Origin of the sequence: Paenibacillus sp. GM2FR (genome assembly GCF_002803325.1) — a bacterium.
Lineage (GTDB): Bacteria > Bacillota > Bacilli > Paenibacillales > Paenibacillaceae > Paenibacillus_AQ > Paenibacillus_AQ lautus.
In genome coordinates this window covers 4,050,619-4,066,686 of record NZ_MKZM01000008.1, presented here as the reverse complement: position 1 = coordinate 4,066,686, position 16,068 = coordinate 4,050,619, and the positions used below count along the sequence as shown (strand labels likewise).

16 protein-coding genes and 1 pseudogene are annotated in these 16,068 nt (G+C 49.0%); 9 read left to right on the top strand and 8 right to left on the bottom strand.

Translation table 11 applies throughout. The features are described 5' to 3' along the window. Positions 1-307 precede the first annotated feature (307 nt). The 6 genes and pseudogenes from PAEVO_RS18415 to PAEVO_RS34430 all read left to right on the top strand — a co-directional run. A complete protein-coding gene (locus PAEVO_RS18415) occupies positions 308-2,302 on the top strand; it encodes a serine hydrolase domain-containing protein (protein WP_100538853.1) in 1,995 nt (664 codons plus the stop codon). A 56-nt stretch (positions 2,303-2,358) separates the two neighbouring features. Further along, complete coding sequence (locus PAEVO_RS18410; protein ID WP_165789684.1) at positions 2,359-2,817, top strand: HEAT repeat domain-containing protein; 459 nt, start codon at positions 2,359-2,361, stop codon at positions 2,815-2,817. A gap of 76 nt (positions 2,818-2,893) precedes the next feature. After that, entirely contained in the window at positions 2,894-3,919 is a 1,026-nt protein-coding gene (locus PAEVO_RS18405; protein WP_100538851.1) for a leucine-rich repeat domain-containing protein, read from the top strand. 282 nt (positions 3,920-4,201) lie between these two features. Beyond that, positions 4,202-4,819, top strand: a complete 618-nt coding sequence (locus PAEVO_RS18400) for a DUF2975 domain-containing protein (RefSeq protein WP_100538850.1) — start codon at positions 4,202-4,204, stop codon at positions 4,817-4,819. Positions 4,820-4,837: 18 nt separating this feature from the next. Next, the gene (locus PAEVO_RS18395; RefSeq protein ID WP_100538849.1) at positions 4,838-5,068 is read left to right on the top strand and encodes a helix-turn-helix domain-containing protein; all 231 of its coding nucleotides are present in this window, start codon (positions 4,838-4,840) and stop codon (positions 5,066-5,068) included. 28 nt (positions 5,069-5,096) lie between these two features. Continuing rightward, positions 5,097-5,328 (top strand): annotated as a pseudogene (locus tag PAEVO_RS34430) (IS5/IS1182 family transposase); the annotation flags it as partial. Positions 5,329-5,482: 154 nt separating this feature from the next. On the opposite strand, the gene PAEVO_RS18385 reads toward PAEVO_RS34430, so the two are convergent. From PAEVO_RS18385 to PAEVO_RS18370, 5 genes are all read right to left on the bottom strand, one after another. Further along, the gene (locus tag PAEVO_RS18385) at positions 5,483-6,319 is read right to left on the bottom strand and encodes a sulfurtransferase (protein ID WP_100538847.1); all 837 of its coding nucleotides are present in this window, start codon (positions 6,317-6,319) and stop codon (positions 5,483-5,485) included. 169 nt (positions 6,320-6,488) lie between these two features. Continuing rightward, complete coding sequence (locus PAEVO_RS18380; RefSeq protein WP_100538846.1) at positions 6,489-8,690, bottom strand: acyltransferase family protein; 2,202 nt, start codon at positions 8,688-8,690, stop codon at positions 6,489-6,491. Further along, on the bottom strand, positions 8,674-8,802 hold the full coding sequence (locus tag PAEVO_RS34675) for a hypothetical protein (RefSeq protein WP_279300459.1): 129 nt from the start codon (positions 8,800-8,802) through the stop codon (positions 8,674-8,676). The genes PAEVO_RS18380 and PAEVO_RS34675 overlap by 17 nt, the downstream gene beginning before the upstream one ends. Before the next feature lie 346 nt (positions 8,803-9,148). Beyond that, positions 9,149-10,309: a sporulation protein YhbH gene (gene yhbH / locus PAEVO_RS18375; RefSeq protein ID WP_100538845.1), complete on the bottom strand. Its 1,161-nt coding sequence runs from the start codon at positions 10,307-10,309 to the stop codon at positions 9,149-9,151. Positions 10,310-10,476: 167 nt separating this feature from the next. After that, complete coding sequence (locus PAEVO_RS18370; RefSeq protein WP_127593340.1) at positions 10,477-10,899, bottom strand: hypothetical protein; 423 nt, start codon at positions 10,897-10,899, stop codon at positions 10,477-10,479. Positions 10,900-11,110: 211 nt separating this feature from the next. On the opposite strand from PAEVO_RS18370, the gene PAEVO_RS18365 reads away from it, so the two are divergent. Then, positions 11,111-11,491 (top strand): DUF423 domain-containing protein, encoded by a 381-nt coding sequence (locus PAEVO_RS18365; RefSeq protein ID WP_100538843.1) that lies wholly within the window; start codon positions 11,111-11,113, stop codon positions 11,489-11,491. Between the two features lie 87 nt (positions 11,492-11,578). Here PAEVO_RS18365 and PAEVO_RS18360 read toward each other — a convergent pair whose 3' ends face one another. After that, a complete protein-coding gene (locus PAEVO_RS18360; RefSeq protein ID WP_243390819.1) occupies positions 11,579-12,118 on the bottom strand; it encodes a hypothetical protein in 540 nt (179 codons plus the stop codon). 232 nt (positions 12,119-12,350) lie between these two features. On the opposite strand from PAEVO_RS18360, the gene PAEVO_RS18355 reads away from it, so the two are divergent. Then, a complete protein-coding gene (locus PAEVO_RS18355; RefSeq protein ID WP_100538841.1) occupies positions 12,351-12,653 on the top strand; it encodes a YunC family protein in 303 nt (100 codons plus the stop codon). 173 nt (positions 12,654-12,826) lie between these two features. Here the strand turns inward: PAEVO_RS18355 and mtnA are convergent, their stop codons facing one another. Both mtnA and mtnK read right to left on the bottom strand, forming a co-directional pair. After that, a complete protein-coding gene (mtnA, locus tag PAEVO_RS18350; protein ID WP_100538840.1) occupies positions 12,827-13,906 on the bottom strand; it encodes an S-methyl-5-thioribose-1-phosphate isomerase in 1,080 nt (359 codons plus the stop codon). Next, positions 13,903-15,126, bottom strand: a complete 1,224-nt coding sequence (gene mtnK / locus PAEVO_RS18345; RefSeq protein ID WP_100538839.1) for an S-methyl-5-thioribose kinase — start codon at positions 15,124-15,126, stop codon at positions 13,903-13,905. Before mtnK ends, mtnA begins: the two co-directional genes overlap by 4 nt. Positions 15,127-15,434: 308 nt before the next feature. On the opposite strand from mtnK, the gene PAEVO_RS18340 reads away from it, so the two are divergent. Further along, complete coding sequence (locus tag PAEVO_RS18340) at positions 15,435-15,911, top strand: Dps family protein (protein ID WP_076324372.1); 477 nt, start codon at positions 15,435-15,437, stop codon at positions 15,909-15,911. Positions 15,912-16,068 lie beyond the last annotated feature (157 nt).

Here is a 16,068-nt window from a genome sequence, read left to right as displayed (position 1 = left end):
CTTTCGATTCGGAGGTTCCAAAAATACTGTGTGAAAATTCGAGTCTAATGGTTTATTTTAACACCTGTGAGCTCTCCCCAGTTTTAGGAATGCATCTTTCACTTGAACGACCATTTCATCCAAATTCTTGATACTTGTTGAGCATTCTTTTATGGTCATAAATCCTAGTGCCCCATTGTCATATGACATTTTGAAGTGTCTTGGCATTGTGGGTGACGAAATGACACTTGTGGATATGACAATCCTTTTGCCATACTCGGTTCAGCCAGTTGTTATGAGGCAAATACATTTTGAGGAGAAACCATGTATGAATAAAAAGACTCGCACCATCGCGGTTCTGCTATTATCCGCTATGGCAACGACCGCATGTATCCCAGCTAGCAGCTCGACAGCTAGCGCAACAATGGCCACACCCATTGCATCTGTAAGTTCTAGCTTGGAGGGGCCCCGCGATGCCAAGGAGGTAGAAGCATTTGCAGATAGCGTTATTACGGACGTGATGAAGAAGTATAACACAGTCGGTACTAATTTTGCGGTCGTGGCCGATGGGAAAGTGTTACTAAGCAAAGGTTACGGTTATGCCGACAAAGAAAAGAAGATTCCCGTTGATAAAGACACCGTTTTCCAGATCGGCTCTGTTACCAAGACATTCACGGCCTTGGCGGCAATGCAGTTGGTCGATAAGGGAAAAATCGACTTACGAGGCGACATTCAAAAGTACTTAGGAGGAGTGAAAATTCCGAATAAAACGGGGAAAAACCTGACCATGTATGATCTGCTTACCTATTCAACCGGATTTGATTCACCCGATATCGCTTCGTATTATTCACCGGAATATGTTAACAAAAACTTTCAAATAAAGGATTTTGTCAGATCACATATGTCAGCGGTTGTAAGGCCTCCGGGGGAAATATACACTTATGACAATTTTGGGTTTCTGCTAGCAGGGTATGCGGTAGAGAACGTCTCGGGAATGCCCTATTCGAAGTATATGGAGAAAAACATTTTCAAACCGTTAGGCATGACCTCAACGAATGTGCGAATTACGCCTGAGCTATTAGGCAGAATGTCTGCTCACTATGGACCGAAGGGTGAAAAAATCCCTATGGATGGAACTATTCCTACAGAAAAACCTGAAGGTGGTATCGTCTCAACAGCAGATGACATGGCAAAGTATCTCTTAATGCATCTGAACAAAGGAAAGTATGATGGCAAAGAAATTGTGAGTCAAAAAAGCATAGAGCAAATGCAAACATACCAGCTTTTTGCTGATAAAACGATTCCTATTACAACAATAGGGTTTGAAGGCTACTTCCATGAGAAGATGAATGGTCAACATGTGGTTCTAAAAGGAGGGAATGTTACAGGGCATTCATCCCTGATTGTTATTCTGCCTGAGAAAAATACAGCCTTGTATATGTCCAACAATGACGACAACCCCTATGTGAGCATTGACGTGTATGAAGCATTTATGAATCACTATTATCCAAGAAAGACAGAAGTTCCAAAGCCAACCTATTCGGCAATCAGTGAGCAGCAAGCCAAAGCGTATGTCGGACTATATAAAAACACGCGTATTGATGCCATGAGGACTAAGGTTTCTTATTCGAACGGGAACTTAGTTTTGGAAGCAGGAGCTGCAGGCAAACAGATGCTGAAAATGATCCATCCTTTATTGTTCGAAGATGAATCAGGTACTAAAATTACGTTTAAGAAAAACGCAGCTGGCCATATCGCATATATGTATTCTACGAGGCTACCAGACTTAGTTGCATTTTCAGAAAAAATTAACGTTGATTCACCTTTCTCTGATGTACCTGCGAATAGTAAGTATAAATCATATATTAACAATCTTAACGCTTTGAAAGTCATGATCGGGAAGTCTTCCCATATCTTTGATCCAAAAGGAACGATGACTCAGGGAGAATTCTCAGAAGTGCTGCTTCGCGCCCATGGGATGCATAAACAGCCTTACATGATTGAACCCAATAAGAAACAGATGAAAGCCGGACTGCCTAATTATCAGCCTAATTCTCCGATCACTAGACAAATGGTGGCGGTAATGATCCAAAACCTGAAACAGGTAGAGCCTAGAACGAAGGTTAAACTGAGTGGAAAAACGGATGCCTGGGCAGTGGAAGCGATCAAGGCGCTTGTTTCCCAAGGTATCATAGACCCAGATACCAAGGTTAAATCTGATGGCTCCGTGAACTTCCGTTCAAAAGAACTTTTGAAACGTCAAGAGGCTAGTGCCTTATTGGATCAAGCATTTAATTACTATATTTTACCGATTAGTCATTAATTTACCCGACTCATGAACCCCCAGTCAAGTATATGCCTCAGGGGGAGAGGCGCTTTATGGACGAACTGCTCGCACTGCTCCCGCAGGAGCTGAATGAGGAGGCATTCCGACTCTGCAGTCAGCTTCTGTACGAGGCCGGTGTGGAGCCGCTACCGCTGCTCATTCCTTTTTTTAGGCACCCTAACCTGGAGGTTCGTATCCAGGCTGTTTATCTGGCTGGAAAATCAGCGGACAAGGCGAATTATCTGCCGGATTTTATTCGGGCCCTGGAAGACGAAGAAGTACGTGTGCAGTATACCGCACTGCAGGCACTGGGGGAGGTCACCGATCCCGGATTGATGGAAATCTATGAACGGCTGCTGCGCAAGCATAAGACCAACAAGGATTACATCCGCTCCAATATCAAGGTGCGGCTGGAGGAATTCGCCTTTGCCTCATTAGAGGAGATCGAAAGAGAGATTCCGGCAGATTGGACGCATGTGCGGGGCTTGTTGAAGAAGATGGCGGGTCTTTAACGGTGGCATGAGGCTCAAATGGACTTTTTTCATATAGAATTTCAATTTCCTTTCAAAGAAATGGAGGGCGACCGGGATGAGTGAACCGTGGGCTGCTTCGATGGACGGGGTTCCCTGGAACACGGACAAAATGAACAGCGCTGTCAAACAACTGCGGAACCGTGCTACGATCGGTTTTGTTGTCGGGGTAGACGAAGCGGAAGATCTGTTGAAGCTGGATGAACAGGTGTTCTCCAAGCGTCCGGACTTGATTTTGCATATCTATCATGCAGAGGTGAAAGGTCGTTATACGGAGGAATTTTTGGAGAAACTCTCAGGATTGAAGTTTGTCGCTGCTTTGCACATGGATCTCAAACAGCAACAGGATTTGAATAGGCTGGGTGCGATGGATCGAATGGAGTTTCTAAAGATACGCTCGCCCAAAACGCAAAATCTCGATTTTATCCGGAATTACAAGTTTTTAAAATACCTTGAGCTCAGTGGCAAATTTGATGATCTATCGGCGATAGCGGACTGCGTTCAGCTGGATACGATGGTCCTGAACTGCGCGATCGACCAGCTGGATTTTGTCGTGGCTTTGCCGCTGATGAAGTATCTGGCCATAGACAGCTGTACTTTGAACGGTTCGCTGGAAGTGCTGGCTAACTCTAATATAAGTATGCTGAGGCTCTCTGCCGTCCGAAACCTGACGAATATCGATGCCCTGGCGGTATTGGATCATTTGGCTTTCCTTCACTTGTCGCTGCCGAAAGTTGAGCGCCTGTGCGATTTCTCGCATATGCGAAATCTCCGACAGCTTGAACTGGATTACATGAAATCCTTGCAGGAGATCGGGAACTTATGGACCGCGGACCGGTTGGAGGGTCTGATGTTAAAGGAGATTCCTACAAGGATCAAAGCGCAAGCCTTGGACGGCTTGGCGGATATGGATTGCCTGCGGCAGGTAGACTTCCGTTTTATCGATTCCGGCAAAGGTCGTATTGCCGCCATGCGTAAGCGAATGACTGAAGCGGGCAAAGAGCGTCTTCTCTACGAGAATATCCCCGAGGAGAAGCGGATACGATCGATGGCTCTTGAGCATCTGTCAGGAATCCTGATGTAAGAGTGCAGATGGCATATAACAAGCGATAAGCCCGCTATCACAGCGGGCTTTTTGCCGATCTTTGGATTCCTCTCCAGTCGCCAGGGGGATCGAGAAGAAAACGCCAGGTAATAAGTATTAAGCTCTGGTGCCATGTGAACCGTGCACGTCTTCCTGCCATGAATCAGCGTGATGAGCAGCTCTGCCATCAGAGAATTTAATGTTTATCATTAAATAGTTATTGTTTTTCATAAATAAACACCTTAATATATACTGTAAGTTCACATGAAAAGGAGATTGCCCATGAACGGAATCGAATTCAAAGCTAAACCTGGCTTCAAAACAATGCACACTGCGCTTAAGATCGGATACTGGGGAGGAATCGGGCTGCTCGTTGCATTCGTCTGTTTCAATCTATGGATCGGATTGAAGCCCCAGGACTTGTTCTCTGCAGAGAAGGGAATTGCGCATTGGTCCTTCTCGGTACCGTTATCGGATACGGTGAGGAATAGCGTCTTGGTTCCTTTTACTTATTTTCAACCGATCAATCCCGACATGTTCGATGTCAAGAACGCATATCTGGTCGTCAGCTTGACTAATATCGTACTTGTTTTCTGGGTTTACCTCTACTCGATCGGTCAGATTCGCCATATGATAGGAAGCATACTTAGCGGAATCAGTCCGTTCATCCTGGCGAATGCCACCCGTCTGAGAAGGCTGGGAATCGCCGTAATTTTGTATTCTTTGCTGGCGAAGCTCATTCTCAATATTCTGATCTGCCTGCTCGTCACTCGCATCTTCTCGATCAATCTGGGCGGTATCTCTTTAATCGGCATTATCATCGGTATACTCGTTCTGTTCGTGTCCGAGATTTTCAAGTACGGCGCTCTTCTACAGGAAGAGCATGATTCGACTTTCTAAGAATGGAGTTTGAAAAAAGTGCCGATTATCATACGCCTGGACCGGGTTCTGGCCGACAAAAAAATGAAATTGAATGACTTGGCCGACAAGGTAGGAATTTCGAACGTCAATCTGTCCAATCTGAAGACGGGTAAAGTGAAGGCCATCCGGTTCTCCACATTAGAAGCGATCTGCGAAATTCTGGACTGTCAGCCGGGAGATATTCTGGAATTCGTTCCGGCCGGTAGCGACAGCTATGAAAACGAATGAAAGGAGCTCTTCGGCCGGACATCTGATATACTCCGTGACCATTAAATCCGATGAACAACCGGAACAAATGGCGTTTCAGGAAACGAAGTATTTCAAGGCGAAAACAAAAGAACACTACAAAATTGAAGCGAAACATCGAGCTAAAACATGGATACGGGTAACGATGTCGCCACATCCTCGGGTCTACTTGTATGCAGTTACAAAGTGCGATTGTCATATTTGCAGTAAATCTAAAACGAATACCGAAAATAACGAACTAAGGATTATTGAGGGGATGCAACCGAATTTGGCCAAAAAAAGAAGACATCCGTCCCTAAACTGGGGATAGATGTTTTCTTTTTGATTGAGCATGTCGACAAAGATGAAAATCTGGAAGTTCTTCAGTGGCCCGCGTCGGACGCGGGTTCTTCGTTTTTATTTCTCGCCAGTCGCCACCGGGTTCTCGCTGTACGAAATCCAATCGCTCCAGCTGCCGGCGTACAGCTTCACATTGCCGTAACCGGCTTCCTCCAGGGCAAGCACGTTCGGGCAAGCAGTGACGCCGGAGCCGCAGTATACGATGATCTCGGCATCTTGCGGAATGTCGGAGAAATGCTCGCGGATCGTTTCGGTTTCCTTCCAATGCCCGGAGTCGTCCAGAACACCCTTCCAGAAGTAGTTCACCGCCCCCGGAATATGTCCGGCCTTGGTGTCCAAAGGCTCCTCGACTCCAGCATATCTGCGGGGCTCACGGGAATCGATAATCGCTTGGGTACCCTGCACCAACGCCTCGCGCACCTCATCTACGAGGACCAGTTTATCGGGCTTAAGCTTGATTTCATATGGTACCGGAATGACGATCGGTTGTTCATCCGTTACCGGGTACGAGGCATTCTTCCAAGCTGTAAAGCCTTCATCCATCACATAAGCCTGTTCATGCCCGGTGTATTTCAGCAGCCACCATAGTCGGCTGGCCATGGCTCCGCCCTGGTCGTCATAGATGACGACACGGCTGCTCCCCTGAATGCCGGACTGGCCGAGACGCTTTGCAAGCTGATCCAGGTCCGGCAGAGGATGGCGTCCGCCATGTTGGGAGATAGGGGAGGAGAGGTCCTTCTCCAGGTCGAGATAAACGGCACGCGGAATATGCGATTCCTCATAAGCGGCTCGTCCGCTTTCCGGCTTGCCGAGGGCAAAACGGCAGTCGACGATGACCAAATCCGGTTCATAGAGTCTCGCCAGCAGCCATTTCATGGTCACGATATTATTCATATACCAGGACACCGCCTTCTATTAAGAAATAATGAGATTAGGTAACCGAATTATATCATATTGCTGCATTTCATTACGTATATAACTAAAAAGTCGACCTGTCTCATAGAAGGATGAGATCAGGTCGACGATACCAGAATGAATGATGGCAAGAATCAGGATAAACGCTTTATTTCTTGATCGCTTGAAGCAGCATGGAGGTGTAAGCCTCAGCACCTTCCGGCTCCAGATGGACGCCGTCAGACCGGAAGTATTCCGGATGATCCTTACTGGCTGAATACCAATCCACCAGCGTAACCTTCGGGTTCTGGGCAGCCGCTTTTGCCAGCATGCCGTTGACGTTCTGTTCCCAATCACGTGGAACCCGTGTGTTGATAAGCAGAATTTGCTTAGCTGTATCCAGCGGACGCAGAAGAGAATCCAGATCCTTTTTCGAGAAAGCGCCGTTGGTTCCCAGTCCGATGACGATAATGCCGCCATCTATCCGGTTCTGGGCTTTCATAACGGGAATCAGGTCATCGGCCTGACGCATTTGGCGGCCTATCACCGCATCGATGTGAATGCCGGGCAGCGATTTCTCCAGATAAGGGGATACCCCGAGCATGACCGAATCTCCAATGGCCGTGATGGCGGACTTGGATACCGGAGGATTTTGAGGCTTATTCGTTGGCTTCGTAGGATTGCTCTCTTTGCCGGTCGTTTCGGTTGCCGCGTCCTTGGAGGGATCCGGCATATCCGCCTTATCCTCACTAGGCTTACCCGCTTTATCTTCATTCGGTTGATCCGGGATTGTTTTCTCGGAATCCGCGTTATCGGGGATTTTGCTCCCTGCGTTGGTTTGATCGTCTTCGTTGTCTGTTTCATTACCAGCAGGATGGTCCGGCTCTTTGTTTCTGCCAGCATCGTCATCGCCAGAACCTGTCGCTCCATCCGGAAACGGCATCTGATCCGGTGTATCCTCGGAGTCCGGCTTCTTAACTACACCAGGCTGCTTCGTGTCGGTAGGCGGAGGGGTGATGTTCCCATTCGTGCCTACAGGAGGCGGAGTTTGTCCTTGCGGTGGCTCCATCGTTCCGGGCTCTGTGCCTTCAGTCTGATCCGGTTCTTCCAGGGCAGGATCAAGGTTCAGCATGGCAGCGATATCGCCTACCGTTCTCGCAGAGGATACGCTGCTCATCATCCCCGAGCAAAAGATGCCGATTAGCATTAGCGAGCTTAGCGATACGACCCAGCCTCTTAACGAAATCGAACGGCGCCGAATGGATCGGGCCTTAAACCATATTTTTTTCAGTCCGCCATGCCGTATCGGTTCTTCAACATACTTCCAGGATAGGGCGGCCAGCAGTACGCTTGCCGCAATTTGCAGGGCAACCTGAGGCAAACTCAAATCGCCTGTACCGGATGCAGGTGAGGTCAGGATCATTACCGGGTAATGCCATAAGTAAATCCCGTAGGATCGAACGCCGATCCATAACAGGGGCTTCCAGCTTAACAAGCGGCTGATTGAAGCGCCCGGGTGCGCCAACACCGCAACGAGAACGGCGGCAGCAAGAGAGAAGAGGAACATGCCTCCTTGATAGAGGAACGAATCGTAACGGTCCACCTGCCACATCATAGAGAGTATGATAAGCATTGCCGCGGCGCCGGTCACGTTGAGTCTGCGCCGGGAAGCCCTTGAAACATGGGTGGACAGCTTCCAGCTGGGCCATACGACAGCCAGCCCCGCTCCGATGAGCAGACCAAACGCTCGGGTATCCGTTCCATAGTAGACCCGGCTAGGATCATCTCCCGGCTGATAGATCACTGCCATAGTCAGAGCTGAAATCGCGGCTCCGGCAGCAATGAAAGTGAACAGCTGTCCCCTGCGGGGGAAGAGCTTGAGAACCGCTAACATGATCAGCGGCCACAGCAAGTAGAACTGCTCTTCCACGGCAAGCGACCAGAAATGCCCCAGTGGAGACGGTGGGCCAAATGTTTCGAAATAAGATTGCTGCTGAAAAATAAACTGCCAGTTGCTTATGTATGTAACCGCGCCGAGCACCTCACTCCGAAGCGTAGCCAGTCGCGATCGGTCAAACAGCGTAACCCATACCACAAGGAAGAACAGCATGAGCAGCATGGCCGGGAGGAGACGCCGGAACCTTCGTATCCAGAAATCTTTCAGATCGATCCGGCGCTGATGATGCCATTGTGATGCGAGAATATCTGTAATGAGATACCCGGACAGAACGAAGAATAAACTTACTCCGAGAAAACCACCGCCGACAAAACCAAAATTCCAGTGGTATCCCATTACTCCGATCAAGGCGAGGGCCCTAAGTCCGTCGAGACCGGGCATGTAGCGTGAATGTGGCTTATCTGATACCGGCACGGGAGATCGCTCCTTTCGAAGGATCTGCGCTTATGCCGCCCTGGAACAGCCGCTGCGATAATATGTAGGACATATTCTCAAACGTCTGGGTGCTGAATAGTGAATGTGTCATTTGGAACATGGTAAACCTTCCCTTTCCTTTATAGGAGGATATCTTAAATTAAGGAGACGCATATCGAATCCTGTAATATCCTGCAACAAGATGTCATAGCTAATACTATCATTCCAGGAAAATCAGAAGGTGACAAAAAAGTGAAGCTACGGCTACATTAAGATGTCAATAATAAAACAGATTTTTCATTTGAACTGGCAAGCCTTTATGCTGAGCATATCCATTTTTCGGCAACGAGCTGTTAGCTGTATCGCAGGAGGCCATAAGAAAGAGGAGGCCCTGCCTCCTCCAATATCCTGGATGATTCGACACCCATGATTTTCCTTTTGTTCATATAGTATACGGATTAGAGCGCGGCTCCTTGCCGTTTGCGAAAAAAGGTTTTGAGTGCCTCGTACACTTCCCCTTTGTCTTTGATGACATGGTACATGAATTGGTCCAGCTTGATATTCTTATAGGCCGACATCAGCGTGCTGCTGCGATTGTATTGGTTGACCTCACCGTAACCGAACATGTTGCTAACCTTCAGCAGTTCGCCAATGAGTTTGACGCAGCGTTCATTATCGGACGTGAGATTATCGCCGTCGGAGAAATGGAAGGGATAAATGTTGTATTTGGTAGGGGGATAACGGTGATGGATAATATCCAGCGCCTTCTGATAAGCGGATGAACATATGGTTCCGCCGCTTTCACCTCGTGTGAAGAACTCTTCTTCGGTCACTTCTTTGGCTTCGGTATGGTGGGCGATAAACACGATTTCCACTTTCTCGTACTGCTTGCGGAGGAAACGGGTCATCCAGAAGAAAAAGCTGCGTGCGCAGTATTTCTCAAAGGAGCCCATGGATCCGGATGTATCCATCATAGCGATAATGACCGCATTGGACTCCGGAATGACGGTATCGTCCCAGGTCTTGTAGCGCAGGTCGTCCGGACTGATGCCGTGGATGCCGGGTTTGCCGTCTCTGGCATTGCGGCGCAAATTCTCCAGGATGGTGCGCTTCTTGTCAATGTTGGACATGATGCCCTTTTTGCGGATGTCGTTGAACACGATGGATTCCGTCTCGATCTGCTCTTTATCCTTGGGCTGCAGCAGCGGGAGCTCCAGTTCCTCAAACAGCATATTCTCCAGTTCTTCCAGGCTGACCTCGGTTTCCACGATGTCCTGCCCTGCCTGATCGCCGGCTGATTCACCTTTACCGGGCTGGGCTGATGAAGGGTCGCGTCCAAGGACGTCTCCAACCTGACTGTCACCGTCGCCCTGACCGACATGCTTTTGCTTTTGGTAGTTATAGATGAAACGGTATTCGTCAAGGCTTCGGATCGGAACTTTAATGATCTGCTTACCGTCAGACAGAATAATGTTTTCCTCGGTAATAAGGTCGGGCAGGTTGCGTTTGATGACTTCACGGATTTTATGCTGATGACGTACCTGATCCTGGTAGCCTTTGCGGTGCAGCGACCAGTCTTCACGGGATACGACAAACGACAGAGCGTCTTCATTTTGCATGGACAGTCACCTCCCAAGTATAGCCTTGACACGGTTGCCGTCTTTTCGGCTGTAGTATTTCATTATATTCGGGAGAAAGAGCGATATGTGAGTATGAATCCGGGTTTGTCGTGAAAAAGACACTTAACCTGGGATGAATCAGGCAAGTGTCTCGAAGGGGGGACTCCTTAAGCATTTAATACGAATAGGAAAAGGGCTCCGATGGTGATGATGACTACGGCATTTACGATGGTGGCAATGACGGCGACAGCACGCTTGCGCGTTTTGGAGAAGCAGCCTACAATGCCAAGCACCAAGCCGACGATATTGATGACCATGACGATGATGAACACGGCCGCCAGTGTGGTCATCGCTTCCAGCGTTTCCTGAGTCGGCTCAAGGATCGGTCCGTTCTCCGTCATGTAAGGCTCAATCATCGTGGTGCCAAGCGCGCCGAGCAGAATATACCCGAGCAGCGTCACGATCGACAGGATGAATGAGGCGATGCCGAAGCGGGAGTTTTTTCTGTCCTCGGGTGGAATAAATGTGGTTTTGGGTCGTTTGGGTGAATCTTGATCCTCGGATGGGGAGGAAGGTGATCGTTGATCCATGTGCATAATCGCTCCTAACTTAAGAATTCATTCTCTAATAGGTTCATGTAGGTCTTCTATAAAAAGACATCCTTATTAATCTTTCATAAAATGGCCCTGAAATCAAGTCCAAGGCGCTTGCATACCGGTGGAAAAGCTTCTTCGAATCCGTTAAACTTAATTTGATTACATAAGGACACGGATGTCCGCTGACAAAAGGGGTTGAAAAGGCATGAGTCGTAGATTCATCGCATGGGGGTCGATCCTGATGGCATTATCTGTCGCTATCGGAGCATTCGGTGCCCATATGCTGGAGGATAAGATTACGCCGGACGAACTTGCCATTTATGAGACGGGAGTCCATTATCATATGATTCACGGACTTGCGGTCCTGATTACCGGGATTGTGGCGAAGGTTTTGGGCGAATCCCGGAAGCTGTTCTGGACAGGGACTTTATTCATCGCGGGAACCATCATATTTTCCGGAAGTCTCTACGTGTTAAGTATATCCGGCATCAAGTGGCTTGGCGCGATTACGCCGATTGGCGGTGTCTCCTTTATCGTGGGCTGGCTGATGCTGATGTCTTCGGCGCTGTCCCGAAAAAATGCTTGATTCCAAAAAAAGAACGGCTTCACCGATCCCTTCTTATGGGGCGGCGAAGCCGTTTTTTTTAATGTATGCCGTTGACGTGATACCGACTCAGCTGACGCTGAACTCGTCAATTTCGTTGAGTTTGAAGGTATACACCTGTTTCTCATCAACATGATAAACGTTGACCAGGAAATTGCTTTCGTCATAGTTGAGAATCCGGCAGGGCAGACTGGTCTGCTTACCGTGGCGGTTGGTTGTCAGCCGAACAAGGCGATTGTCCTTACTGTATACTTTAATCCATTCAAAGGGATCATTTCCGGTGAGTGGAGTTTGGACAGGAGGTACGCTTGCAGCGATCTTTTTTTCCGGCGAGGATGTCGCAGGCGGCGCAGGTTTCTCTTTCTGAGAAGTGGCAGAAGCCATCTTCCCAGAGGCTCTGCTAATAACGGAATCTTTCTTGGCTTGAACCAAGGTGTTGATAATTTCTCCAAGCTCCATTCCGGACTTAACCCGGAAATCGACGACTTCAGCCTTGTCGTTCAGCATTTCTAGCAAATATTGCAAAGCCAGTGCGTTGGAGGAACTCTTGACCAGAATATCAACGTTGAATAAAAAGCCGTTATCATCGGTGGCAGGAATTGTGTTCATAGCTTTTATCATTCACCAGCTTTCACAGGGTTTCTACTGAATCAAATATACCATAATTTTCGAATATTCATAGTCCTAATGTCATACATATTTCATCTTTATTCTAATGACTTACGAGTCATTCGCACCATAAGTGTGGGCTGGAATGCATAATATCAGAGACATTCGCACCATGTCGGTTCCAAGAGAATAAACATAATTCTAAGCCGACGTGAGGGGAGGTTTGTTGATATTGGTGACTTTACTGCCGATCGATATTGAAGGACATACCGTAATGGGCGTCGAGGTAAAGCTTCCGAAAACAACGCTGCTGGCCGTTTACACTTCCCGCGGCTATATTATGTGCGGTGCACTCGATGTGGGCCTTCTTAATGAAAAGCTTGCGGACCGCAAGATTATCGCAGGAAGAGCCGTAGGGGTTCGCACACTGGAACAGCTGCTGGAGGCACCGCTGGAATCGGTAACCCTGGAGGCGGAGAAGTGGGGCATTCATCCTGGCTTGGCTGGCAAGGAAGCGATCCTGCGCATGTTATGAGTCATGTATGCCTTACGTTACAAGAGTGATTCCTGTGCGGATCGCTCTTTTTTTAGAGAAAAGAAAGGTCTGCACTTCAGATGCACTAACATGCAAACCGTAAAAAAACGGACAATTCGGCTGGAGGGCCGTTTGTCCGTTTTATGATGTCATTAAACCTTCGGATATAGCGGCTATTCGAACAAGCTTTTTAAGCTCTCATGATAAGGAGCTTGCACGACGCCTTTTTCCGTAATGATTGCTGTCACATATTCATTCGGCGTAATGTCGAAGGCAGGGTTGTACACTTTCACGCCTTGCGGCGCTGTGCGCTTGCCGAAACCTTCCGTGATCTCTTCCGCAGGACGCTCCTCAATCGGAATATCGGCACCTGTCTTCGTATTCAGATCAATCGTGGACAGCGGGCACGCCACGTAGAAAGGAATGCCGTGAGCTTTAGCCAGAACCGCGACCCCGTACGTACCGATCTTGTTGGCGACATCGCCGTTTGCAGCTACGCGATCCGTACCGACGATAACTGCTTGGATCCACCCTTTGGACATGACCATGGCAGCCATGTTGTCTGCCAGCAGCGTAACGTCAATCCCTGCCTGTTGGAGTTCAAAAGCAGTTAAACGCGCGCCTTGGAGGACAGGTCTTGTCTCATCCGCGAACACCTTGATGTTTAGGCCCTGTTCATGAGCCAGATACATCGGCGCCAGGGCGGTCCCGTATTTGGCAGTCGCCAGTCCGCCCGCGTTACAGTGGGTAAGCACACCCATACCGTCTTTGAAGAACGGCAGCGCGTTTTCGCCGATGCGGCGGCATACATCCTCATCCTCGGCACGAATGGCCTCGGCTTCGGCGAGCAGCGCCGCATTCAGTCCTGCCGTATCGAGATCCGAATCCGCCAGCTTCTCAGCTGCAAGCTTGATGCGGTCCAGCGCCCAGAACAGATTGACGGCCGTTGGTCTGGAAGTGGCGAGATAAGCGCAGGTTTTTGCGACTTGTTGCAGCCAGCCTTCGTTATCGCTGGCTTCAACCTGCATGCCGCCAAGGACAGCGCCGAATGCTGCCGCGATGCCGATAGCCGGCGCGCCGCGGACTTTCATGGAGTGAATCCCTTCCCAGACTTCCTCCGGTGTATAGAGCCTAAGATAGACGATCTCTTCCGGGAGCAAGCGCTGATCCAGAAGGACCAGATGGTCTCCTCCCCAGTAAACCGAGCTTAGCGGTTCATAGGTGCTGGCATTGCCGGTAGTCATACCGCTCATATCGATACCTCATTTCCTTTAATTGCTTGTGTAATCAAAGTTAAAATGTCCTCAAAGGACTTCATGCTGCGGTGATGGCGCACTAGATTTTTGCCGATGGCAAGCGCTTTGCGCTGCGCAGCTTCTCTGGCCTTATCATCGGGTATGGTGTCAATGTCTGCAACATGGGACAATCCGACGATGCGCCGGATCATTTTGCAGCCCGCGAATCCTGCGGTATCCTTCAAAATCTGCGACACATAATGGTCCTGGTAGCCTGGTGTGCGGGACATTTCGTCCAAGAGGTCTTCGTTCCACAGCAGGCGGAAGTTGTTCTCGAAGTGGGTCCATACGTCGCTTGCCATCTCGAGGAGTCGGGCTTCCCGGGCAGCCAGCGTATGCTCGTCCTCACTCCAGCCCGGCTGTGCCGCATAGTTGAGCAGCAGGTTGCCGATGACCGCACCGATATCGAATCCCATCGGGCCGAAATAAGCGAATTCCGGGTCGATGACCTTGGTGGATTCCGGCGTGACGAAAATGCTGCCTGTATGCAAATCCCCGTGGAGCAGAGCCTGTGCATGAGTCAGAAACTTCTCCCGAAGCAGCGCGACTTCAAAGTGAAGCGGCAGGTCGGCGCGGAGGGCTTCCGCTTCATCGGCAATGCTCTGCGCATAATTGTTATTGGCGGATTCGCGGTATGGATCTTCGAAGATTAAATCTTCGGTGATTTTGCATAAATCCGGATTGACAAAGCGGCCGGCAAGTTCCTTCTTCTTCTGTTGGTTCATCCCGAGATCCGACGTGTAGAACAACGTTCTGGCCAGGAAGCGGCCGATATGCTCTGCGAACTTCGGATAGGCATTGCCCTCAATCAGGCCTTTGCGCATGATGGTATACTCGCTCAGGTCTTCCATTACGGTGTAGGCGAGCTCATCCGAATAACCGTATACTTCGGGTACGAGGTCGGGGCAGATGGAATACTCCGTCTCCAGCGCCAGACGTTCGATACGGGCCCGGTCGAGAGACAGCGGCCAGGATTCGCCTACAACTTTTGCATAAGGAACAGCTTGCTTGATAATGATACTATCAGTCGTATTTTTGGCGGTGACATGAAACACCAGATTGAGATTGCCGTCGCCGATTTCGCGGCATTCGAGCTCGGCATGGTCCGGGAACCGGCCCGGTATACTTTTAGCTAATTGTATAGCTTCTTCCGCGTTCAACGGATGATATGCAGACATGGATGGTCACCCCCAAATAGTATAGAAGAAAAACAAAGCCAACTTTTTTGCTTGGTATTACCTAGTATAACGTTTTTTCGCGAATTTTGTATAATTTTTTGGCAAGACGAAAGGTTTGCGAAACTGATTCGCTTCGTAGTCCTAAGGGTAAACTACAAATAGACGCCCAAGCACAGGATGTACTCATATATTAATGAAGGATTAGCATTAGCAGATGGTACCAGTTACAATGGGTAAACACCGCTCTGCCGAATGTTCCTTTGACGCAGTACAGGGTGCATTTCATATAGAAAAGGAAGGGATTAACCATGGCAAAAACTACATCTGGCAAAGCTGCAGGAAAAACGAAGAACGCAAGTCTGGAGCAATTGTTGAATCAACAGGTTGCGAACTTTAACGTGCTCTATGTCAAACTCCACAATTATCACTGGTATGTAACCGGAGAGCAATTCTACTCCCTTCATGTTAAATTCGAAGAATTGTATGATGAAGTTACGCTTAAAATGGATGAGGTTGCGGAGCGCCTGCTGTCGATTAAAGGCAAACCGGCTGCAACGATGAAAGAATATTTGGAACTTGCAACGGTCCAGGAGGCTTCAGGCAACGAGGATACCCGCGGCATGGTACAAGCCTTGATTGAAGACTTTGCAACCGTATCCGAGGAGCTGGCGGAAGGCATCGAAATGGCCGAGGAAGCCGGAGATGCGCCAACAGCGGACATGTTCACCGGCTTTAAAGCCGATCTTGAGAAGCATATGTGGATGCTGCGTTCGTTCCTTGGATAAAGCGTGATACAACAGAATGATGCCTGTTCTTTCCTTAGTATTTGCAAGAGCTGAGGGTGCCGGTCACCTTGCCGTGTGCCCTTTAGCTCATGCTGTTGACCTGAGCACCGTCTGTCAACGCGCGATAAACGCCGGTGCCGGATGCCGTAATGACTCT